The organism is Streptomyces sp. 2131.1 (assembly GCF_900105515.1).
GTDB classification, from domain to species: Bacteria; Actinomycetota; Actinomycetes; order Streptomycetales; family Streptomycetaceae; genus Streptomyces; species Streptomyces drozdowiczii.
In genome coordinates, this window is sequence record NZ_FNSY01000001.1 from 6,484,931 (window position 1) to 6,507,164 (window position 22,234).

A 22,234-nucleotide genomic window follows, 5' to 3' on the forward strand; every position below is an offset into this window, starting at 1 on the left:
GGGCCGGCGGCCTGGATCACAGTGTCACCGCCGGTACACCATGAGTGACGCGACTCCAATGTCGCTCAGGGCATACGGCTCCGCAACTCGCGGTGCCGCCCGCCGCGCCGCTCTCAGGTCCGCCGCCCTCCCGCGTTGTACAACGCCTGCAGGAAGCTGTGCGAGGGCGCCGTGTCACCGGGTTTGCCGTCCGGCGGCCGCATCGTCAGCCGGTACCGCGTCCCGTTGACCCACGCCACCGTGGCGTCCGCCCCCGCGAACCAGGGTCTGCCCGCGCTCACCGTATCCACCGGCGCGCTGTCGATCTCCCGCCCGTAACTCGTCAGGAGGGCCACCCGGCCGTCCTTGACGGTCACCTGCCCCGCCCTGGTGACCGAGCGCGCCCACCGGTCGATGCGTACGCCCGTCGCGCTGAACTCCGTCACGCCCGCGGTGCTGAACTCCGTTTCGGACATGGTCCCTTCGCCCCCTTCGTCCTGCCTCTGAGTCGAAGTGTGCCCATCCCCGGGCGTCCGCACCAGAGCGGGACGGTACGTAAACGGCGCATTCGGGCCGTGCGGGGGCACCGGGGTCCGGCCGCGACGCCAAGGCAGCCCTATGGACCATCAAAGTCAACGTTTGTGCAGGTGGGGGGCCTATCGTGGGCACCGACGAGGCCGGTCGTACGAGGGGAAGCGCGCAGATGGACACCAGTGAGCACGGGCACGGCGGCGCAGCCGCGGCGACCGTCGACATCGACCGATCCGACCCGGCCTACCGCGCCTGGCTCAAGGAGGCCGTCCGCAAGGTCCAGGCCGACGCCAACCGCTCGGCCGACACCCACTTGCTGCTCTTCCCGCTGCCCGAGAGCTGGGGCATCGACCTCTACCTCAAGGACGAGTCGACGCACCCCACCGGCAGCCTCAAACACCGGCTGGCGCGCTCGCTGTTCCTGTACGGGCTCTGCAACGGCTGGATCCGGCCCGGCAAGCCGGTCATCGAGGCGTCGAGCGGTTCGACCGCCGTCTCGGAGGCGTACTTCGCCAAGCTGATCGGGGTGCCGTTCATCGCCGTGATGCCCCGCACCACGAGCCCGGAGAAGTGCCGCCTCATCGAATTCCACGGTGGGCGCTGTCATTTCGTCGACGACTCGCGCCGGATGTACGAGGAATCGGCCCGGCTCGCAGCGGAGACCGGCGGCCACTACATGGACCAGTTCACGTACGCCGAGCGGGCCACCGACTGGCGGGGCAACAACAACATCGCCGAGTCCGTCTACCAGCAGCTGAGGCTCGAACGGTACCCGGAGCCCACCTGGATCGTCGCCACCGCCGGCACCGGCGGCACCTCCGCGACCATCGCGCGCTACGTGCACTACATGCAGCACGACACCAGGATCTGCGTGCCCGACCCGGAGAACTCCTGCTTCTTCGACGGCTGGACCCACCACGACCCGCACGCAAGCAGCGACTGCGGCTCCCGCATCGAGGGCATCGGCCGGCCGCGCATGGAACCGAGCTTCGTGCCCGGGGCCATCGACCGGATGATGAAGGTCCCGGACGCGGCGAGCGTCGCGGCCGTCCGCGCCCTGGAACGGGCCATCGGGCGCAAGGCCGGCGGCTCCACCGGCACCGGACTGTGGAGCGCCTTCAAGCTGATCGCCGAAATGGTCGCCCAGGGCGCCCGTGGCAGCGTAGTCACCCTGATCTGCGACCCGGGGGACCGCTACCTCGACAAGTACTACTCCGACTCCTGGCTTGCCGCGCAGGGCCTCGACATCGCCCCGTACACCCGGACCATCGACCACTTCCTGGTGACCGGCAACTGGCCGGAGGGCTGAACCCTCAGCCGTACCCGCGTGCGGGCCGGTCCAGCAGGGCGTCGAGCACCCGGCCGAAGACCCGCTTCCCCGCACCGGCCAGCACCGGGTCGGCCCAGCGCGGCAGCAGCCGCACGCCCAACTCCTCCACCCAGACCACATGGGACCCGGCCCGGTTCGGATACACGTCGATCGACGCCCGGCCCCGCACCACCCGGCCGCGCTTCTCCAGCCGGCACATGCCCGCGCGGCTCCCGGCGGGCGGCGACCAGCGGACCACTTCCATCGGGTCGTCGAACGCCAGCGGACCCATTCCGGTGCGGGCCACGAAGACCGTCCCGACCCGGGTCGGCAGCCCCGTCGGCACCGTGATCGTCGTCAGCGGCACATGCGCGGCATGCCGTTCCCAGTCCGTCACCCGGCGCCAGGACTCGGCGGCGGGCAACGGCGTGAAGCGCTCGATCCGGAAGACGGCCACACCACGATCCTAGGGGGTGACGGACCCGCCGCGATCGGAGCGGAATCCTCAGCCCTCGGCGGACTCGTCGTTGCCGGCCACCAGCAGCCCCGGGAGATGCTCCTCGATCTCCGCCCGCGCCCCCGCCGGCAGACCGGCGTCCGTCACGAGCGTGCTCACCTCGTCCAGCGCGGCGAACGAGCTGAGACCGACCGTGCCCCACTTGGTGTGGTCGGCGACCACCACCACCCGGCGCGCCGACTGCACGAACCGCCGGTTCGTCTCCGCCTCCGCGAGGTTCGGCGTGGAAAGACCCGCCTCCACCGAGATCCCGTGGACCCCGAGGAACAGCACGTCGAAGTGGAGCGCCGCGATGGCCCGGTCCGCGACCGGGCCGACCAGCGAGTCGGACGGCGTACGCACCCCACCGGTGAGGACGACCGTCGCCGCCCCCGGACGGCCGCCCGGCGCGCCGGGCCGCTGCGCCGCGTGGAACACGTCCGCGACCCGCACCGAGTTCGTCACGACCGTCAGGTCCGGAACATCGAGCAGATGCTGGGCCAGCGCATACGTCGTGGTGCCCCCGGACAGGGCGATTGCGCTGCCGGGCACGGCCATCGCGGCGGCGGCGCGGGCGATGTCCTCCTTGGCGGTGAGCTCCAGCGTCGACTTGGCCTCGAAACCGGGCTCGTGCGTGCTCGCCTCGACCACCGGCACGGCACCGCCGTGCACCTTCTCGATCACGCCCTGCCGGGCCAGCGCGTCCAGATCGCGGCGCACGGTCATGTCGGAGACGTTCAGCTTCCGGGTCAGCTCGTTGACCCGCACCCCGCCGCGCCGGCGCACCTCGTCGAGGATCAGCGCACGCCGCTGCTCTGCGAGCAGATTCTGATTCTCGCTCAACGCCGGGCCCCGCCCTTCCCTCTGGCCGTACAGGAGTCCGTATCGACGGAGTCATCCTGCCACGCGGTGTCGCCTACCGTCGCCCGGGGGAGATTCGATAGGAACGATGCTGCCATCGGCGCCCGTCCGCGATCGCGGTGACCGGGCATCAGCCGCCTTCCCCCTGCGAGAGCGAGACCCACGTGCCCCCTCCCACCCCTGCCCAGCGCAGCACCGGGCCCGCGCTGGAATTACTGGTCCACGGGGTGGGCGGGACCACCCCCCAGGACATGCTCGTCGACCCGAGCACGGTCCGCGTCACCGGCGACGCCACCGCCGCCATCTACCGGCGCTCCGTGGACGTCGACGCCGAACAGCACCCCGAGCGGTACCGCGAGAAGCCCGTCGCCGAGGCGTACTGCTGGTCCAACCTCACCTCCGGCAACGGATCGCGCGCGCTGTGGCTGCTGCTGCTCCCGTTCATGGTGATCAACCTCGCCCACTGGATGCGCCCCACCGCCAGGCGGCGCCCCCGCGCCATCCGGCTCTACGGCGTCCTCGTGCGGCTCGTCGCCCTCAGCCTCACCGTGCTGCTGACCGCCGCCGCCTGCGAGGTGGCGCTCGACCTCACCGCCTGGCAGTGCGCGGGCGTGCCGGTCTGCTCGGGACGGCGTTCGTGGCTGGGCTTCCTCTCCGCGGAGCAGGGCGGCTGGTGGTCCCAGCCCGGCCGCCGTCTCGCGCTGGCCGCCGTGGTGCCGGCCGCGCTGGTCGGGCTGCTCTGGTTCCTGTCCAACCGCACCTGGAGCGCCTACGAGTCCCAACGGCCGCTGACCGGGGCCGTGGACGCGGACGACGACGAGCCGGGCGAGGCACCCGCCCCCGACCCCGTGCGCCCCGCGCTCGGCCGGCCCGGCTTCTGGTACGGGCGCCGCCTCGTCGCACGGCTGCGAGCCGCCCACACCGCCGCCGGCTTCCTCACCGTGGCCGCGGCCGTCACCGAGGCCGCCGCCCGCCACGACCGTGCCGTCGCCGGACCGGTCTCGCCGGTCCTCGGCCGGCTCATCGAGGGCGCGCTCGTCGTCGGGCTGGTCGTCGTGCTCTGGGTCGTCTGCCGCCGGGGCCGCAGCGAACGGCGCCTCGACAACCGGCTCGACCGGGCCGTCATCACCTGGCTGCCCGGCGCCGCGCTGGCGCTCCTCGTCCTCGCCGCCGTCCACGCCGCTTGGTCGCGCCCCGGCTGGACCTCCTCCGGACGGCTCCCCGGTGACGTCACGCTGTTCCGGGCGGTCAGCGTCGCCGAGGGCATCCTGGTGGTCCTCCTCGCGGCGATCTCGCTCCACCTGTACCGGCGCTGCCCCGAGCCGCGCACCGTCCTGCGCGGCCTCGGCGGACCGGCGGTCGCGATGCTCGCCTGCGCGCTCGGAGGCGTGATGACCGGCGGCGTCGCCCAGCGCGTCGCCGACTGGCTCGACGGACCCGGCAGCCCCGGCATGGGGCGCAGCGCCTTCATAGAGGGACCGCCGGTCCTGCTCAGCTGGCAGGCGTCCGTCATCCCCGTCCTCCTGCTGCTGCTCCTGGTCCCGGGCGCCTGGCTCGGCCTGCGGACCTGGCTGGCCTCCCGTCGGCTGGAGTCCGTGGTCGACGCGGAGTACGGCGAGCCCTTCCCCGACCCGTCACGGACCAAGCGGATCGCCCGCATCCGGGCCACGGCCGCGCTCACGGACTCGGCGCCCGGCATGCTTGGGCTCGTCTCCGGCGCCACCCTGTTCCTGGGTGCGGCGGCGGTGGTCGGATCGTGGGCCACCGGCGAGGTCCCCGGGCTCGCGCTGGACGACAGCGGCCCGTTCCTCGAATTGGTGGCCGAAGCGGCACAGTCCACTGGCTCCTGGCTGATCGGCTTCGGATTCCTCGTCTTCGTCGCCTGCGGCAGACGCGCCTACCGCGACGCCTCCGCCCGCCGCACGATCGGCATCCTGTGGGACGTCGGTACGTTCTGGCCGCGCGCCGCCCACCCCTTCGCCCCGCCCTGCTACGCGGAACGGGCCGTGCCCGACCTGGCGTCCCGCATGTCCGGATGGACCGGCCGCACCCGGGGCCGCCTCGTCATCTCCGGTCACTCGCAGGGCAGCGTCCTGGCCGCCTCCGCGGTCTGGCAGCTGCCCGCCCGCACCCGCTCCCGGGTCGCGCTGCTCACCTACGGATCACCGATCGAACGACTCTACGGCCGGTGGTTCCCGGCCTACTTCGGGCCCGGGCAGCTCCACGGGCTGCACCGCTCCGTGCACTGCTGGCGCAATCTGTGGCGGGCCACCGACCCCATCGGCGGCGAGATCCGGCTCGGTGAGGGATCCGGTCCCGAGGTCGACCGTGGCCCGCTCAGGGACCCGCTGGTCTACGGGCGGACCCCCGAACACCCGCTGCCCGAACCGGTGCTCGGCCACTCCGACTACCAGGCCGACCCCGTCTTCGCCGAGGAACGCGCCGCCCTCCTGGAACGGCTCGACCCCGTCCTGCCCCAGCAGGCGGACCCGGTCGGCGAGGACCTCAGGGCAGTTCCGGGAGGTCCTCCGGGTACAGCAGAGTGAGATCGTCCGTGCTCGGATCGGCGAGCTGGGCGACCCGGCCGGCGTGCCGCTCGACCATCGACTCGAAGGTCTGGCGGGCGGTGCGCCCGTTGCCGAAGGCCGGGCCCTTGGGCAGCTCGGTGAAGTACTTCAGCAGCGCCTCCCCGGTGCCCGACGCCAGGCTGTACTCCTGCTCCTGGGACTGCTGCTCGACGATCCGCAGGAGCTCGGCAGGGTCGTAGTCGCTGAACGTGATGGTCCGCGAGAACCGGGACGCCACACCGGGGTTGACGGTCAGGAACCGCTCCATCTCCCGCGTGTACCCGGCGACGATGACGACCACCGCGTCCCGGTGGTCCTCCATCAGCTTCACCAGGGTGTCGATCGCCTCCCGGCCGAAGTCCCGGCCGGAGTCCTCCGGCGACAGCGCGTACGCCTCGTCGACGAACAGCACCCCGCCGCGCGCCCGGTCGAACGCCTCCTGCGTACGGATGGCGGTCGAGCCGATGTGCTCACCGACCAGGTCGACCCGGGACACCTCGACGAGATGGCCCCGCTCCAGCGCACCGAGCGCGGCCAGGATCTCGCCGTACAGCCGCGCCACCGTGGTCTTGCCGGTGCCCGGGGAGCCGGTGAAGACGAGATGGCGGCGGACCGACGCGGCCTTGAGGCCCGCCTCCCGGCGCCTGCGCCCCACCTCGATCATGTCCGTGAGAGCCCGCACCTCGCGCTTGACGCTGTCCAGGCCGACCAGCGCGTCCAGCTCGCCCAGCACCTCCCCGGAGGTGCGCGCGGGCTCGGCCGGTGGAGCCGGCGCCGCCGCCTCCACGGGGCGCGGAGCGGGGACCGATCCGAGCAGCCCGGGCGAGGACTGCGCGGCCGTCAGGACGGTGGCCGGCGGGGGAGTGGCGGTGCGCAGCCCGCTCTCGTCGCTCGTGCAGTCCTCCGCGACCGGCCCGCTTCCCGCGCCGCTCCCGTGGCCCGTGCCCTCGGGGAACTCGTAACCGCCGCGGGCACACCGCTCGGTGCGGCACCGGGCCAGCGTCGTCCGGCAGCCCTCCATCACATGGAAGCCGTACCCCTCGCTGCCCGTCACCCGGCAGCCGTTGAACGTCCCGCGGCCCTCGGCCGACACGTAGAACCCGGCCTCGGCGGGCGAGGTCACCGTGCACCGTTCGATCACCGGGTCGGCGCCCTTGGTGACGATCACGCCCGTCTGCACCGCGTCCACCGTGCAGTTGTTCAGCGTGCCGCCGCTCCCGTGGTCCCGGAACCAGGCACCGGTCGACGCCTCCCGGATGCGGCAGTCGTCGAGTTGCGCGGTCGCCCCGTCGCTGACCGACACCGCGGTGTTGCGGACCTGGGAGAGATCGCTGTCCACGACGTCGGCGCGGGAGCCCCGGTCGAGGACGAACAGCGCGTCCGGCACGTCGTGGACCCGGCAGGAGTCCAGTATCACCGTCGCCCCGTCGCTGACCCAGACCGCCGGGTAGTCTCCCGTGCTGTCGTGGATCTCGCACTGGTTGGCGTCGACCCGGGTGCCCGGGTCCCACACGGAGAGGCCGTTGCGGCCGAAGCGGCGCACCGTCGAGCGGGTCAGCGTCAGCACCGCGCGCGAACGCAGGTCCACCGCGTTCTCCGGGATGTCGTGGATGTCGCAGTCGGCCAGTGTCAGCACCGCGTCGGTATCCAGCGTGACGCCGTCGGCCGAGGTGCGGTGCACGGTGCAGTCGGTGAGGTGGGCGGCGCCGCGGGCCGTCACCTGAATCCCGCTGCCCTTGATCTCGTACACCTCGCAGCCCAGCGCCTCCAGGCCGCTGCCCTCGCCGGTGACCGACAGGCCCGCGCCCGAGGCGTGGTGCACCCGGCAGCGTTCCAGCCGGGGACGACCGCCGTCCCGCACGGCGACCCCGGACTGGCCGGCCGAGACGATCTCGCACTCCTCGAACACGCCGCCCGCGCCGTCGAGTACGGCGATGCCGACGCCGGCCGGGTTGTCCACGGTGCACCGGCGCACGGTGGGCCGGGCAGCGCCCCGCACCTCGACGCCCGCGGCGGACCGGGTCACGACCCGCACGTCCGCTATCTCCGGGGCGCCCTCCTCGATGAGCACGGCCGGGGCCGCCGAGTCCTGGCCCTCCACATGGAGGTCCTGGACGATCGCGGAGGCGCGCAGCGTCAGCGGCACCCCGTCGGCGGGGGCGATGCGCACGGAGCCGACGGAGCCCTCGGGGCCGCGCAGCGTCACCGCGCGGGCGATGACCAGGTTCTCCCGGTAGGTGCCGGGCGCGACGGTGAGCACATCACCGTCCGCCGCCGCTTCGAGCGCCGCGGTGAGGGAGGCGTATTCGCCCGTGCGGCGCCGCCACCGCGATGTGCCGGTGTGCGTCACCTGGACCGTGCCCTGTGCCATGGCGCTGTCGTGCCCCCGCCTCGTGCGTGTGTGGTGCCCGTGTCACCGGCCTCGCGGCAGCGACCAGCCGGGGTCCGCCTGCCGGAGTGAGCGACGGGCGGGCCGGTCCACCGTAGCGCGCGCGGAGACCCGGAGTTGACCCGATCCGCAGGTCCGGGCACCCGCCCGGCCTGATGCAAACGAAAGGCCCTAGCTGCCCGTGCCCGTCCTGCCCCAGTCCGGGCCGACCGCGGCCCACGCCCGGTCGATCCGTTCGTACCGCCGTCGCGTCATGCGCCACATGAGCAGGCGCCGGCCGCACTCGATCAGCAGGGCCGCGAGCATCGCGGCACCCGACCCGGCCAGCACAGCGTGCGTGTGCGCCGTCGGCATGTCCATCGGCCGCAGCGCCGGGTCGCCGTCCCGGCCGGTCCAGATCCGGACCCGCTTGCCGGGCTCCGCGTCGCGCGAGGCGGTCGTCACCTTCGCGGTGCGCGGGGTGCCGTCCGGGGCCTGCCACCGCGCGACCACCTCGGTGCGCGTCGCGCGGCCGCTGGATATCTCGGGGTCGGAGACGAGGCGGGTGGCGGCCGCACGGCGCACCACGACGGCGGTGGTGAGGTGACGATCGGCCCGCTGGGCGCGCACCGACGCCTGCAGCGCCGCGTCGGTCCTCGCCCCGCAGAGCCAGCCGAGCGCCGGAGCCGCCAGCACGAGCAGGAAGAACGCGAGCAGCGCCAGCCACGCCTCGCACCGGTCCGTCGCCCGGCGAAGCGGGTTGTGCCGCCAACGCCAGACACCCGACATGGTCCGCACCGTCCCCCACCCCCTTCCGTGTCCGGCCCCGATCCGCCGGAAAGGCCCGGGCCGCGCAGTGGGGGCGGCCCACTGCGGTCAACGCGCGGCCCGCCGCACTGAGTTCCCGGCGCCCTCAGCCGAGTATGCGCACCGGGTCGCCGATCCGGACGACCCCCCGGGCGTCGGGGATCAGATTCTGGCCGAACAGCAACTGCCTGCCGACACGGCGGTGGCGGGCGAGCGTGCGCAGGGGCTCCCTGCCGCGCTCGGCGGTCTCCTGGTCAGTTGTCGTGATGACGCAGCGGCCGCAGGGCTTGGCGACGCGGAACGGCACGTCACCGATCTCGATCCGGCTCCAGCCGTCCTCCGCCCAGGCCTCCGTGCCGCTCACCACCACATTGGGCCGGAAACGGTCCATCGGCAGCGGCCCCTCCCCGGGGCGGTCGCCGCACGCGATGAGCGCGTTCAGGGCGTCGAGCGAGGCGTCGGTGGTGAGCAGCAGCGGGAAGCCGTCCGCGAGGCCGACGGGCTCGCCCGGCCGCGCGTACACCGTGTCGATGTGCCGGCGCCGGTCCGGGGCGTCGAGATGGACCAGCCGTACCGGCACGCCGAGGCGATCGCCGAGCCAGGCGTGGGCCTCCGCGGCGGCCTCCACCACCTCGACCCGGTCGCCGTGGAGCCGCACTCCGACCGTCTCCCCGGGCTTCGGGACCTCCACGGTCAGGGCCGCCCTCCCCGGCGCGGACAGGACGACACCGCCGTCCGGGGAGGGCACGGCGGACACCAGTGCCATACGGGCCAGTTGGCGCTGCGTGACGGCCGTGCCCCCGGCGTCCACGAGCATCCAGCGGCGGTCACCGTCGAGTCCCCATGGCTCGACGGCGGCCTCGCACACCGCGTACGCGGTCAGCGACTTGACCGGGTGAATGCGGAGGGCGCTCAGCTCAGGACGGTGCATGCGCCCATTTTGCCAGGAATGACGCCCCGGGCCGCGCTCCGGCTAGTAGCCCCGGCCACCCTGGTAGGGCCGGCCGTACGGGTCGTCGTACGGGGACTGCTGGGGAGCCGGGCGCGGAGCCGCGGGGCGCATGGCCTCGTAGCCCGTGCTCGGGGCCGGCCGCTGCTGCTGCGGCGGGGGCGCCTGGTACATCCCGCGGCCACCGGAGGGCTGCTGCGGGATGTAGGGCGCCGGCGCGTGCTGCAGCTGCGGCGACTGCATCGGCGCGTAGCTCTGCTGCGCGGCCTGCTGCGGGTAGCCGTAGGACGGCTGGGGCTGGGAGGGCGCCGCGGGAAGAGCCGGCAGGGCCGCGGGGAGCGCCGGCAGGTAGCTGTTGCCGGTGTCGTAGGCGGCGGGCACTCGGATCGGTGCGATCTGAGGGGTGCCCCGCTCCGCGACCAGGGAGTCGTAGATCGGGGTGTCGGGGAACGACGGCGCGGCGTAGTAGCCGCCACCGTAGGTGGAGCGGGGGGAGGTCATGACACCTAAGTTAAGCCCACGATGTGCAGATTGGGGAGTCCCAATTTTGTGGTCATCGGATTTACCCTCACTCTGGCTGCCTGACCTGCCGAAACATCGTTGTCATCCCAGGCTTGTACTCAGAGGAATCCACCCTTGATTCACCGCCGAACCGCGCCTCTCATTGCGGTGCTCACCGCGCTGGTACTCACGGCATGCGCACCGGACTCGACCGGGCGGCCCGAAACCGGTCGCGAGGCGGTGAGCGAACGGCTGGCCGCAGCCGACGACGCCCCCTACTCGGCGGCCCTCGAAGCCGTGACCCGCTCGGGGGCGGAACGGCTCCAGCTCATGGAGGGCCGGATCAACCTCAACGCGCCGCTGACGGGGCGTACGAAGGACACGACCGCCCAGTACACCGAGGACGTCGTGATGACCCGGCAGAAGGTCTACCGGCGCGCGGTGGGAACGAGCGGAGCGTGGCAGGAATTCCCCGCGGCCGCTGCCAAGGGCGGCATTCCCGTCGACCGCCTTCCGCAGTTCGTGCGCCTCATGCTCGACCACGGCGCTTCGGTGGAACGGGGGAGCGAACCGCTGCACGTGTCGGCCCGCCTCACCCCGAAGCAGATCGAATCGGTGGACCGGGCCGTCGGCCGCAATCTCCGCCCCGCCGCATCGGTCGACGCGGAGGCGTGGATCGATGAACGGGGCCGGGTCGTCCGCGTGCGCCAGAAGATGCACTGCGCGTCCTCCGCCGACATTCGCGGCTCGCTCGAACTCACCGATTTCCGAAGCGCAATTGCGGTGAGCGCGCCCACCGGGCGGTCATGAGGTCCCGAGAACGCCGAAGCCCGCGAAAACAGCCGCCGCGTCCACGCCTCCGGACACCCGGACACTTACCTCTGTGGGTTCCGCGGCGGAGCTGGCATTAGGTTGACCCGGAAAGGTCTCGGCAGCGGACTCGTGATGGGGGCGAGCATGACCATGCAAAAGGGAACCAATGTCCCAGTGGCGGCCCAGGCCGTGCGTGTCGAACTGGGGTGGCGCACCGCCCCCGGGACACCGGACGTGGACGCCTCCGCGCTCCTCCTCCTCGGTTCGGGCAAGGTGCGCGACGACGGGGACTTCGTCTTCTACAACCAGCCGTCCCACGCCTCGGGATCGGTGCGCCACGAGGGCAAGCGCACCGCGGGCGGTGCCGCGACCGACACCCTGGCCGTCGACCTGGCGCGGGTGGAACCGGCCGTCGACCGCGTGGTGCTTGCCGCTTCCGCGGACGGCGGCACGTTCGGCCGGGTGAGCGGACTGTACGTTCGGATCCTGGACGCGGCGAACGGCGCCGAACTCGCCCGCTTCGACAGCTCCGACGCCACCGTGGAGACGGCCTTCATCCTCGGCGAGCTCTACCGGCGCCAGGGTGCCTGGAAGTTCCGCGCGGTCGGCCAGGGCTACGGCTCCGGACTCGCGGGGCTCGCCACGGACTTCGGGATCTCCGTGGACGAACCGCAGCAGCCGCAGACGCCCCACCCGGCCACCCCGCCGCCTCCGCAGTACTCGCAGCCCCAGCCGACGCTCGCCGCACCGATGGCGCCCCCGACGGCTCCGCCGGTCCCGCCGGCCCCTCCGGCGCCGCCCGCTCCGCAGCCCGTCCGGCTGACCAAGGTGACGCTCACGAAGGAAGCGCCGTCCGTCTCGCTCACCAAGCAGGGCGGCACATCGGGCGCCATGCGCGTCAACCTCAACTGGGAGGTGCGCAAGCAGTTCAAGGGATGGGGCAGCAAGCTCGGCAGGGCCGTGGCGAACCACTCGGACCTCGACCTCGACCTCTGCGCCCTGTACGAACTGACCGACGGCCGCAAGGGAGTCGTCCAGGCGCTCGGCAACGCCTTCGGCGCCCTCCACCAGCCGCCCTTCATGCAGCTCGACGGCGACGACCGCACCGGCGCCGTCTCCACCGGCGAGAACTTGACGATCAACCTCGACCACAAGGCGCAGCTCCGCCGGGTCCTCATCTTCGTCACCATCTACGAGGGGGCGCGCAGCTTCGCCGACCTGCACGCCACGGTCACCCTCCAGCCCCAGCACGGCGCCCCGATCGACTTCTCGCTCGACGAGTGCACCGTCCCGTCGACCGTCTGCGCGCTCGCGCTCATCACCAACACCGGGAACGACCTCACCGTGCAGCGCGAGGCCCGCTACCTGGTGCCGCAGCGCGGGGTCAGCCCCCAGCGCACCATCGACCACGCCTACGGCTGGGGCATGAACTGGACCCCCGGCCGCAAGTGACCCCGTCCGGGTGCCACCGGCGTCACTGATCCGGTGCGGCCTCGGGACGGGCGTACGTACGCCCCTTCCAGGCCGCACCGCGGCCCCGGTAGTGCCGCACCGCCGAATCGACGGTCATCAGCAGATACAGCAGTGCGGTGAACGGCAGCAGCGGGGCCATCCACAGCGACTGCCGGTAGTAGCCGAGCATCGGCATGTACGTCCCCGCCATGACCGCCCACGCCAGCCCCCCGGCCCACGCAGCCACCGCGCTCCCGCCCAGCACCCCGGCGACGAGCGTCACCGGCGGGGCGAGGTAGACAAGCGCCAGCCCGAGCACCGTGCCCAGCAGCACCAGCGGACTGTGCCGCAGCTGGGCGTACGCGCTCCGCGAGACCATCCGCCACAGATCCGCCAGACACGGGTACGGCCGCACACTGTCCACCCGGTCCGCGAGCCCCAGCCAGATCCGGCCCCCCGAGCGGCGCACCGCGCGGGCCAGCGACACGTCGTCGATCACCGCCTGCCGGATCGACTCCGGTACCCCCGCCCGCACCGCCGCATCCGCCCGCAGCAGCACACAGCCCCCCGCGGCGGCGGCGGTCCGGCCGCCCTTCCGGTTGATCCACCGGAACGGGTAGAGCTGCGAGAAGAAGTAGACGAACGCCGGCACGACGAGCCGCTCCCAGACGCTCGCCACCCGCAGCCGCGCCATCTGCGAGACCAGCTCGAAGCCGCCCGACTCCGCCGCCGCCACCAGCTCCCGCAGGCTGTCCGGCTCGTGCGCGATGTCGGCGTCCGTGAGCAGCAGATACTCCGGCTCACGGGTACGGGCCAGCGCCATCCCGTGCCGTACGGCCCAGAGCTTGCCCGTCCAGCCGGGCTCGGGCTCACCGGGCGAGACCACCGTCACCGGCAGGCCCCCGTACCGCACGGACAGGGCACGGGCGACGTCCCCCGTGCCGTCCTTGCTGCAGTCGTCGACCAGGAAGATCTCGGCGGCCCCCGGATAGTCCTGCGCCAGCAGCGACGGCAGGCTGACCGGCAGCATCTCCGCCTCGTCGCGCGCCGGCACGACCACCGCGACCGAGGGCCAGACGTCCGGGTCCGCGCGGCTCGGCAGCCGCTGGTCGGTGCGCCAGAAGAAGCCCTGGCCCACCAGCAGCCAGACCCATGCGACAAGCGAACCCACGGCGATCCAGGCAACGGCGCTCATTGGCGGAAGTCTGCACCACTGAGCGGGGACCGCAAGGGTGGTCGACTATGGTGACCGGGTGAAGATCGCGCTCATGGACTCCGGAATCGGACTGCTCGCCGCCGCCGCCGCAGTACGCCGGCTGAGGCCGGACGCCGATCTGGTGCTCTCCTCCGACCCCGACAACATGCCCTGGGGCCGCGCCCCCGAAGGTGTGAAGGCCCACGCGCTCGCGGTTGCCCGGGCCGCCGCCGAGCACCGGCCCGACGCGCTGATCGTCGCCTGCAACACCGCCTCCGTGCACGCGCTGGAGCTGCTGCGCGCCGAGCTGGAGCCCGGTCTGCCCGTCATCGGCACCGTCCCGGCGATCAAGCCCGCCGCCGCGGCCGGCGGCTCCGTCGCGATCTGGGCCACCCCGGCCACCACCGGCAGCCCCTACCAGCGCGGGCTGATCAGCGACTTCGCCGGGTCCGCCGCCGTCACCGAGGTGCCCTGCCCCGGACTCGCCGACGCCGTGCAGTACGCGGACGAGGCCGGCATCGAGAAGGCGATCGCCGCCGCCGCCGCGCTCACCCCGCCCGACGTACGGGCCGTGGTCCTCGGCTGCACCCACTACGAGCTCGTCGCCGAGCGCATCCGCGCCGCCGTCGGCACTCCCGGCCGGCCCCCGGTCGCCCTGCACGGATCAGCCGGCGCCGTGGCCGCCCAGGCGCTGCGCCGGATCGGGGCCGAACCCGCTCCGTCGGCCGAACCCTCCTCCTCCATCGCGGTCATTCTCAGCGGACGCGCCGCGGAGCTGCCGCAGGCCGCTCTGGCCTACCCGGAAGGGCGTGGACTGGCCGCCGTCGGCTCCGTCCACTGACGTCCCGGCGTCCCCGCCGGAACCCCTCGCGCGCCCGTTCTTCAGTACGCTGCTGGGCATGAGGGAGCACGCCCGAGAGCCGAAGCGCACCGGAACCGGAACCCACTCGCAGGTCTGGGTCGGCCGGGCCACCAACCGCACCCAGTGGGTTCTCGCGGCCCTGGGCGCCGCCTGCCTGGCCCTGGGCATCCAGCTCGCGGTCAGCTCCAACTGGACCTCCGGCATCGCCCCGCTGCTGATGTCGGTGATCGGCTGCGTGGCCGCAGGCCTGCTCATGCTGTTCGGCACCCTCGCCTTCGTGAACGTTGCCGTCCGCGTCGACGGCGACGCCCTGGAGGTGCGCTGCGGCCACATGGGACTGCCGCGCCGCCGCATCCTGCTCACCCATGTCGTGGCCGCCGAGTTCGCGCCCCAGGTGACCCCCCGGCAATGGGGCGGCTGGGGCTACCGCTGGCGCCCCGAGAAGGGCACGGCCGTGGTCGTGCGCCGGGGCGAGGGGCTGGTGCTGCGGCTCGGCGACGGACGCACCTTCACCATCACGGTGGACGACGCCGAGGCCGGCGTACGGTTCATCCGCGCCCGCCTGCATCTGCCGTCCTCGGGCTTCCCGGCCGGGGCCTGACGCTCTCCCGCGCGCCCGGATCCCGAGGCGCGCCGGCTCCGCAGGACGCGCCGGTTCCGCAGGACGTGCCGGTTCCGCAGGACGTGCCCGCCCCGCATCGCCCGTCCTGCCCGCTCTTCCCGTGGGGTCCACCGGGCCCGCCCGGCACGCCCACGCCGATCGGCCGCCGCGCCGACGCCAGGCCCGCCAGCAGCCCCGCGCCCGCCGTCACCGGCGTGAAGCTCAGCGCGTTGCCCACGCTCGCCAGCGCCGCCAGGGCCGTGAGCGTCGCGCCCGCCGTCAGGACCACCGCCGTGGAGCGTGGCGAGCGCCACAGCGCGTACAGCAGCCAGCCGAACGCGGCGCCCAGCAGCACCACCCCCACGCCCCCCTGCTCGGCGGCCTGCTGCCAGAGCGCCGAGTGCGGCTTCCCGTCCGAACCGAGGCTCTGCTGCGCGGTCGGGCTCAGCTCGTCGAAGCGGCCGGGACCGATTCCGAGCACCGGATGCCGCTCCGCCAGCCGTGCGGCGTCCTGCCACAGATCGACCCGGTTCCGCGTGAGCTGACCCTCCAGGGAGACCGTGAGTCCTTCGGGCAGCGCATCCTCGGCCACCGCCCACGAGGTCCCGACGATCAGCCCGGCCACCAGTGCCAGGCCGGTGAGCCCCAGCAGACGGCGCCGCGTCCTGGTGGCGGCCAGCGAGCACACCAGCACCCCGAGGGCCGCGGCGAACCCCGCCACCGAGCCCAGCGCGAGCGAGGCGCCCGCCGTCCCGAGTGCCAGCAGCCGCAGGACCGTGCGCCACGGCCCTCTCCCGGCGGCCGCCGCCGCGCAGCAGGCGGCACCGGCGGCGAGCACCAGCAGCGCGGCGGCGGCACCGGTCTGCCCGGGCGCCAGGTCCGCCGCAGCCGTCGCCCCCGGCATCCCGTGCCGCCAGGCGAGGGCCAGCAGCAGCGCCACCAGAGCGACGCCCCCCGCGGTGGCCACCGGCAGCAGCGTGCCGCAGATGCGCCCGCAGGCGAAGCCCGCCGCGACGGCCAGCAGCGCCAGCAGCACCCCCTCGGGCCGGGTCTCCCGGCCCGCCGCGCTGATCAGCGACCAGACCACGCAGGCGGCGAGGATCAGGGCACCGGCGGCATCCGAAGCGGAATGGTCCCCCGGCGTCTCCGCGAAGTCGCGCCCGGTTCCGGCCGTCCGGCCATCGGGCCCCCGCCGCACTGATTCAGCCATCACGTCCGTCTCCCGGCCTGTGACCGTCCCGTACGCCAGGGCCGGAGCCGGCCCGCCGGCGGGGGACTGGCGCACAGGTTAGCGGCCACGCCGGGCATATGGGCGGAAGATGCGGAGAAATGATGTGGTGGTCGGGATTCCGCCATCAGGACGGGGCTCCCCGGCCCACAGCCGGCCACCGTAGACTCCGCCGGGTGAGCACCACCATCGCCCAGGTCGGCGAACCGCAGAGCCCCGCCCCCGCTCCCCGGACACGCGGCTTGCCGAAGCGCCTTGTACGGCCCGGGGCCGCCGTCCTTTCCGGGGTGATGCTGTATCTCAGCTTCCCGCCCCGGCCCCTGTGGTGGCTGGTTCTGCCCGGGTTCGCCCTGCTCGGCTGGGTGCTGTTCGAGCGCCGGGCACGCGCCGCCTTCGGGCTCGGACTGCTCGCGGGGCTCGGCTTCATGCTGCCCCTGCTGCACTGGACCGGCGAGGAGGTCGGCCCGGTCCCGTGGCTGGCCCTCGCCGCCGCCGAGGCGCTGTTCATCGCGGTCGGCTGCGTCGGCATCTCCGCCGTCTCCCGGCTCCCCGGCGGACCGCTGTGGGCGGCCGCGGTCTGGACGCTGGACGAGGCGGTCCGCGCGCGGGTGCCGTTCGGCGGCTTCCCCTGGGGCAAGATCGCCTTCGGCCAGGCGGACAGCTTCTTCCTGCCGCTCGCCGCGCTCGGCGGCACCCCGCTGCTCTCCTTCGCCGTGGTGCTCTGCGGCTTCGGTCTCTTCGAGGCGGTGCGCCGCTTCGCCCGCCACCGGACCACCGGCGAACTGCGTATCGCGGCGACCACCGTGGCGGCGGCGACCGTCCTCGTGCCGGTGGCGGCGGCCTTCGCGTCGCTGCCGCTCGTGGACGACTCCGCCGAGGACGGCACCGCGACCGTCGCCGCGATCCAGGGCAACGTGCCCCGCCTCGGCCTCGACTTCAACGCCCAGCGCCGCGCGGTCCTGGACAACCACGCCAAGCGTACGGAGCAGCTCGCCCGGGACGTGAAGGCCGGCAAGGTCCCGCAGCCGGACCTCGTCCTGTGGCCGGAGAACTCCTCCGACCTCGACCCGTACCGCAACCCGGACGCGCGGATCGTCATCGACGACGCCGTCAAGGCCATCAAGGCCCCGACCGTCATCGGCGCGGTCGTCGAGCCCGACACGGGTCCCCTGCGCAATACCCTCATCCAGTGGGACCCGGACAAGGGCCCGGTCGCCACGTACGACAAGCGCCACATCCAGCCGTTCGGCGAGTACATGCCGATGCGCTCCTTCGTACGCATCTTCAGCTCGGACGTCGACCGTGTGCAGCGCGACTTCGGCCCCGGCAAGAAGGTGGGCGTCTTCGACCTCGCGGGCACCTACACCGGGCTCGTCACCTGCTACGAGGCCGCGTTCGACGACGCCGTGCGCGACACGGTGGAGCACGGCGCCCAGCTGATCGCCGTACCCAGCAACAACGCCACCTTCGGCCGCAGCGAGATGACCTACCAGCAGCTCGCGATGTCCCGGGTGCGCGCGGTCGAGCACAGCCGGTCCGTCGTCGTCCCCGTCACCAGCGGGGTCAGCGCGGTGATCCGCCCGGACGGCACGGTGGCGCAGAAGACGAAGATGTTCACCCCGGACGCCCTGGTCGACGAGGTGCCGCTGCGCTCGTCACTGACCCCGGCGACCCGGATGGGACCGCTGCCCGAGGGCATCCTGATCCTGCTCGCGCTCGGCGCGCTCGGCTGGGCGGGCGCGTCGGCGGTGCGGGCACGGCGGGTCCGCTGAACCGGATGCGCTCCGCGTAGGGTCGGAGCATGGCAATTCCTGACTTCATCCGCGAGATCCGTGCCACCGCCGGGCAGCAGCTCCTCCTGCTGCCCGGCGTCACCGCCGTCGTCTTCGACGACGAGGGCAGAGTGCTCCTGGGCCGTCGTGCCGACACCGGCGAGTGGTCCGTGATCGGCGGCATCTCCGAGCCGGGCGAGCAGCCCGCGCTGACGGCGGAGCGCGAGGTGTACGAGGAGACCGCCGTGCGCTGCGTGGCGGAGCGGGTCGTGCTCACCCAGGCGCTGCCGCCCGTCCAGTACGACAACGGTGACCGCTGTCAGTTCCTCGACATCACCTTCCGCTGCCGCGCCACCGGCGGCACGGCCCGCGTCAACGACGACGAGTCGCTGGAGGTGGGCTGGTTCCACGTCGACGCGCTGCCCGACCTGGCCGAGTTCGCGCTCCTGCGGATCAAGCAGGCGCTGACCGACGGACCCACCTGGTTCGAGTCCAGCAGCCTGCAGTAGGGCGACGCGAGGGAGCCGGGCGGTCCGCGTGCGGCCCGCCCGGCTCCTCCGTCTTTTCCGGGATCAGACGCTGTGCGCGGCGTCCCGGGGCGCCTCGGCCGCGATGTCGGACCCGGGTCCGACATCGGCGAGGTTCCGGTGCCGGGTCTCCTTCGCGCAGACCAGGGCCAGCACCGTGAGCAGCGAGGCGGCGATCACATACAGGGCGATGGGCGTCGAGCTGTCGTAGTCGGCGAGCAGGGCGGTGGCGATGAGCGGCGCCGGCGCGCCCGCCGCGACGGACGAGAACTGCGCGCCGATCGAGGCACCCGAGTAGCGCATCCGGGTCGCGAAGAGCTCCGAGAAGAACGCCGCCTGCGGCGCGTACATCGCCCCGTGGAAGAACAGCCCGACCGCGACGGCCAGCAGCAGGTTCCCGAAGCTCCGGGTGTCGATCAGCGCGAAGAACGGGAACATCCACAGCCCCACGCCGACCGCGCCCACCAGATAGACCGGCTTGCGGCCCACCCGGTCGGAGAGCGCGCCCCACAGCGGGATCACGGCGAAGTGGAAGGCCGACGCGATGAGCACGGCGTTGAGCGCCGTCTGCTTGCTCAGGTCGGCGGCGGTCGTCGCGTAGACGAGGATGAACGCGGTGATCACGTAGTAGCTGATGTTCTCCGCCATCCTGGCGCCCATGGCGACCAGCACGTCGCGCCAGTGGTGCCGCAGCACCGCCACGACCGGCATCTTCTCCGCCGCCCCGGAAGCGGCCTTCCGCTCGCCGGCACGGGCCAGGGCCTCCTTGAACAGAGGCGATTCATCGACAGAGAGACGAATCCACAGACCGAGCATCACGAGCACCCCGGACAGCAGGAACGGGATGCGCCAGCCCCACGACTCGAACGCCGCGTCCGAGGTCAGCGCGGTGAGCGCGGAGAGCACCCCGGTGGCCAGCAACTGCCCGGCCGGCGCACCGGTCTGCGGCCACGACGCCCAGAACCCGCGCCGCTCCGCGTCCCCGTGCTCCGACACCAGCAGTACGGCCCCGCCCCACTCACCGCCGAGCGCGAACCCCTGCACCAGCCGCAGCAGCGTCAGCAGCACGGGCGCGGCCACCCCGACGGTCGCGTGCGTCGGCAGCAGCCCGATCGCGAAGGTCGCCCCGCCCATCATCAGCAGGCTCAGCACCAGCAGCTTCTTGCGCCCGAGCCGGTCGCCGTAGTGCCCGAACACCAGCGCCCCGATGGGCCGTGCGGCGAAGCCGACCGCGTAAGTGAGGAAGGACAGCAGCGTGCCGACGAGCGGTTCGGAGTCCGGGAAGAACAGCTTGTTGAAGACCAGCGCGGCCGCTGACCCGTAAAGGAAGAAGTCGTACCACTCGATCGTCGTGCCGATGAGGCTGGCGGCGACGATGCGGCGGAGGTTCGACGGTGCTGGTGGGGAGGTTGCTGGGGCGGCCATGGGCACCACTTCCGGACGTTTGGCGGGGACGTTGCTGTGTCGCCATACCGTAGGAAGGACCAGTTCAGGGGCGTATGTGGCCGGACACCATAGTTCGGGTTGCCGGTGTGCGGGCCGTTGCTACGGGGAGGGGGCGCGAGCTCGTTCCCGCTTCATGGGGTGGGCGAGAGAGGGCCGTCCGAGTTGCACTGTTCAGTATGTTTCGTGAGGGCGGTGCCGGCAGGCCTGCCCGGCGCCGATCGAGAGGATGATCCACGCGTATGCCTCGGTGGTGACGTAGGCGCAGGCGACGACGATGGTCAAGAACGCACCGGGGACTGCGATTGCGGCGGTGGCCGTGCACGGGGCTGGGAGTGCAAGGATCGGGAGCTACCCGCCCAGGAACGCGGCGGTGGCGACGATCAGCTGTCTGGTGGCGGTGCCCGACCAGGTGCGGTGTCCGTAGATCAGGCCGCCGACGAAGCTGCCGGTGGAGAACGTGGCGGGGATGATGCCCGCGTGCATGTCCTGCTGGTAGTGCTTGGCCACGGAGATCACCACGCGGTCATCGCGCCGACAGCGAAGCCGATGCCGGTGAGCGAGACGAACAGCGTTGTAACGGCGGGGGTGGCCAGTCGGCTTACCGGGGCGGCGTCCTGGTCCTCGGATCGGTGGGGGTGCCAGCGCCGTGATGGGTCGGCCTGGTCGCAGTAAGGTTCTGGGTCGCTGGTTAGGGTGGCCAGGAACAGCCTGCGTTGAGGAGTGGGCGCCATGGTCATGGTGGGGTCTTCGCTGTGGCGGTGGCATTCTGGTACGGCTATAGGCGGATGTGCAGGAGCGGAACGTTGAGTTCGGTGTCGGTCAGTGCTCCATGGAGACCGGGCATGGCGCTGGCGCCGGGCTCTGTCTCCGTGGCGATGACCGCGATGTCTGCGTGGGCCACGGCGACGATGTCGCCGATGCGTCCCAGGACCCGGTTCTCGGCTTCGGGGCCGAACCAGCCGGCCTCGACGGCCTGGTCGCGGGTGGCCACCCACATGGTCTCGCCCAGCCTCTCCTTCCAGGCGGCGTGGACGTCGGCGGTCGCCCCGGGGAGCGTGTAGACGTGGCGGGCGCGGGCTTCGCCGCCGAGGAGCGCGACGCCGTGGCGCAGGGCCCACTCGTGGTCGTAGTCGATCCGTTGGTGCGGGGCGATGTCGATCATGCCGTGGTCGGAGGTGATGTAGAGGGCGGAACGGGGTGGAAGCCGGTTGGCCAGGCGCTGGGCGAGGCGGTCGGCGCGGATGAGCTCGTCGCGCCAGGTTTCGGAGTCGACACCCTCCCGGTGTCCTGCCGCGTCCAGGTCGTTGAGGTAGGTGTAGACGAGGGTGCGGTCCGCTGCGGCGGTCTCCTCGGCGGCGCGGTCCATTCGGGCGTCGGCGTCGTCGGCTGGGATGAAGCGGCCTCCGGAGAGGGCGACGCGGGTCAGGGCGGTGGTGGCGAAGCGGCTCGGGAGCACCTGGGCGGTGTGGATTCCGCGGGCGTGCAGTGTCCCGAAGACGGTGGGGTGCGGCTGCCAACGGGTGGGCTCGGTCCAGGGTTCCCAGCGCAGCTGGTTCATCAGGATGTTGCGGCCCGGCACTGCGACGGTGTAGCCGACGAGTCCGTGCCGGCCCGGGGGCAGCCCGGTGCCGAACGAGGCGAGCGAGGCGGCCGTGGTCGAGGGGAACCCGGCGGTGAGCGTCCTGGTCCCGTCGGCCTGACCTGAGTCGAGGAGTGATGCCAGGAACGGTGCGTAGGCGGCGTGTGCGCGCAGTTGGGCGAGGCCGAGCCCGTCGATGAGAAAGACGCAGACGCGGTCGGCGGGTTCGAGGCGGAGCCCGGTGGAGGGGATGAAGGGGCCGTGGTGCGAGGCGAGGCCGAACCCGGCGGCCACGGCGGGCAGCAGGTCGCAGAGAGCCCGGGTGCCGTAGGCGGGGACGGGGGCGTCCTTGGGGTCCAGCAGGGCGGAGGAACGCATGGGGAGCATTTCG

The 22,234-nt window shown here is 72.9% G+C and carries 19 protein-coding genes and 1 pseudogene; 8 read left to right on the plus strand and 12 right to left on the minus strand.

Features of this window, described 5'->3' with window-relative positions:
* Window positions 1-113 precede the first annotated feature (113 nt).
* Entirely contained in the window at window positions 114-455 is a 342-nt protein-coding gene (locus BLW14_RS28980) for a hypothetical protein (protein ID WP_093710074.1), read from the minus strand.
* A gap of 227 nt (window positions 456-682) precedes the next feature.
* Between BLW14_RS28980 and BLW14_RS28985 the strand changes: the two genes are divergently transcribed.
* Window positions 683-1,819: an L-cysteine desulfhydrase Cds1 gene (locus BLW14_RS28985; protein ID WP_093710075.1), complete on the plus strand. Its 1,137-nt coding sequence runs from the start codon at window positions 683-685 to the stop codon at window positions 1,817-1,819.
* A 4-nt stretch (window positions 1,820-1,823) separates the two neighbouring features.
* Here BLW14_RS28985 and BLW14_RS28990 read toward each other — a convergent pair whose 3' ends face one another.
* On the minus strand, window positions 1,824-2,276 hold the full coding sequence (locus BLW14_RS28990) for an SRPBCC family protein (protein WP_093710076.1): 453 nt from the start codon (window positions 2,274-2,276) through the stop codon (window positions 1,824-1,826).
* A gap of 48 nt (window positions 2,277-2,324) precedes the next feature.
* Window positions 2,325-3,158 (minus strand): DeoR/GlpR family DNA-binding transcription regulator, encoded by an 834-nt coding sequence (locus tag BLW14_RS28995; protein ID WP_093710077.1) that lies wholly within the window; start codon window positions 3,156-3,158, stop codon window positions 2,325-2,327.
* Window positions 3,159-3,340: 182 nt separating this feature from the next.
* Between BLW14_RS28995 and BLW14_RS29000 the strand changes: the two are divergent.
* Window positions 3,341-5,709 (plus strand): annotated as a pseudogene (locus BLW14_RS29000) (hypothetical protein); the annotation flags it as partial.
* Here BLW14_RS29000 and BLW14_RS29005 read toward each other — a convergent pair.
* The 4 genes from BLW14_RS29005 to BLW14_RS29020 form a co-directional block, all read right to left on the minus strand.
* On the minus strand, window positions 5,682-8,114 hold the full coding sequence (locus BLW14_RS29005; RefSeq protein ID WP_093710078.1) for a right-handed parallel beta-helix repeat-containing protein: 2,433 nt from the start codon (window positions 8,112-8,114) through the stop codon (window positions 5,682-5,684). The pseudogene BLW14_RS29000 and the gene BLW14_RS29005 overlap by 28 nt on opposite strands.
* 189 nt (window positions 8,115-8,303) lie before the next feature.
* Window positions 8,304-8,900 (minus strand): Rv1733c family protein, encoded by a 597-nt coding sequence (locus BLW14_RS29010; protein ID WP_093710079.1) that lies wholly within the window; start codon window positions 8,898-8,900, stop codon window positions 8,304-8,306.
* Between the two features lie 124 nt (window positions 8,901-9,024).
* Window positions 9,025-9,849: an MOSC domain-containing protein gene (locus BLW14_RS29015; protein ID WP_093710080.1), complete on the minus strand. Its 825-nt coding sequence runs from the start codon at window positions 9,847-9,849 to the stop codon at window positions 9,025-9,027.
* Window positions 9,850-9,891: 42 nt separating this feature from the next.
* Window positions 9,892-10,368, minus strand: coding sequence for a DUF6643 family protein (locus tag BLW14_RS29020; RefSeq protein WP_093710081.1), 477 nt, complete (start codon window positions 10,366-10,368; stop codon window positions 9,892-9,894).
* Window positions 10,369-10,503: 135 nt separating this feature from the next.
* On the opposite strand from BLW14_RS29020, the gene BLW14_RS29025 reads away from it, so the two are divergent.
* Window positions 10,504-11,178, plus strand: a complete 675-nt coding sequence (locus tag BLW14_RS29025) for a hypothetical protein (protein ID WP_256332905.1) — start codon at window positions 10,504-10,506, stop codon at window positions 11,176-11,178.
* A gap of 135 nt (window positions 11,179-11,313) precedes the next feature.
* Window positions 11,314-12,633: a TerD family protein gene (locus tag BLW14_RS29030; protein ID WP_093710083.1), complete on the plus strand. Its 1,320-nt coding sequence runs from the start codon at window positions 11,314-11,316 to the stop codon at window positions 12,631-12,633.
* Between the two features lie 22 nt (window positions 12,634-12,655).
* Here the strand turns inward: BLW14_RS29030 and BLW14_RS29035 are convergent, their stop codons facing one another.
* Entirely contained in the window at window positions 12,656-13,828 is a 1,173-nt protein-coding gene (locus BLW14_RS29035; protein WP_093710084.1) for a glycosyltransferase, read from the minus strand.
* Window positions 13,829-13,886: 58 nt separating this feature from the next.
* On the opposite strand from BLW14_RS29035, the gene BLW14_RS29040 reads away from it, so the two are divergent.
* Both BLW14_RS29040 and BLW14_RS29045 read left to right on the plus strand, forming a co-directional pair.
* A complete protein-coding gene (locus BLW14_RS29040) occupies window positions 13,887-14,669 on the plus strand; it encodes a glutamate racemase (protein ID WP_093710878.1) in 783 nt (260 codons plus the stop codon).
* A 58-nt stretch (window positions 14,670-14,727) separates the two neighbouring features.
* Entirely contained in the window at window positions 14,728-15,291 is a 564-nt protein-coding gene (locus tag BLW14_RS29045; protein ID WP_026242879.1) for a hypothetical protein, read from the plus strand.
* Here the strand turns inward: BLW14_RS29045 and BLW14_RS29050 are convergent.
* Window positions 15,239-16,501, minus strand: coding sequence for an O-antigen ligase family protein (locus BLW14_RS29050; protein WP_256332906.1), 1,263 nt, complete (start codon window positions 16,499-16,501; stop codon window positions 15,239-15,241). The genes BLW14_RS29045 and BLW14_RS29050 overlap by 53 nt on opposite strands.
* 194 nt (window positions 16,502-16,695) lie before the next feature.
* Here BLW14_RS29050 and lnt point away from each other — a divergent pair, with 194 nt between their 5' ends.
* Window positions 16,696-18,291, plus strand: a complete 1,596-nt coding sequence (lnt, locus tag BLW14_RS29055) for an apolipoprotein N-acyltransferase (protein ID WP_093710086.1) — start codon at window positions 16,696-16,698, stop codon at window positions 18,289-18,291.
* 29 nt (window positions 18,292-18,320) lie between these two features.
* The gene (locus tag BLW14_RS29060) at window positions 18,321-18,800 is read left to right on the plus strand and encodes an NUDIX hydrolase (protein WP_093710087.1); all 480 of its coding nucleotides are present in this window, start codon (window positions 18,321-18,323) and stop codon (window positions 18,798-18,800) included.
* A gap of 63 nt (window positions 18,801-18,863) precedes the next feature.
* On the opposite strand, the gene BLW14_RS29065 is transcribed toward BLW14_RS29060, so the two are convergent.
* From BLW14_RS29065 to BLW14_RS29075, 3 genes are all read right to left on the minus strand, one after another.
* Window positions 18,864-20,243 carry an MFS transporter gene (locus BLW14_RS29065; protein WP_093710088.1) on the minus strand — a complete coding sequence of 460 codons (1,380 nt, stop codon included), beginning with the start codon at window positions 20,241-20,243 and terminating at the stop codon, window positions 18,864-18,866.
* 369 nt (window positions 20,244-20,612) lie between these two features.
* A complete protein-coding gene (locus BLW14_RS34635) occupies window positions 20,613-20,783 on the minus strand; it encodes a hypothetical protein (protein ID WP_177154131.1) in 171 nt (56 codons plus the stop codon).
* Window positions 20,784-21,039: 256 nt separating this feature from the next.
* A complete protein-coding gene (locus tag BLW14_RS29075) occupies window positions 21,040-22,230 on the minus strand; it encodes an alkaline phosphatase family protein (protein ID WP_371128095.1) in 1,191 nt (396 codons plus the stop codon).
* Window positions 22,231-22,234 lie beyond the last annotated feature (4 nt).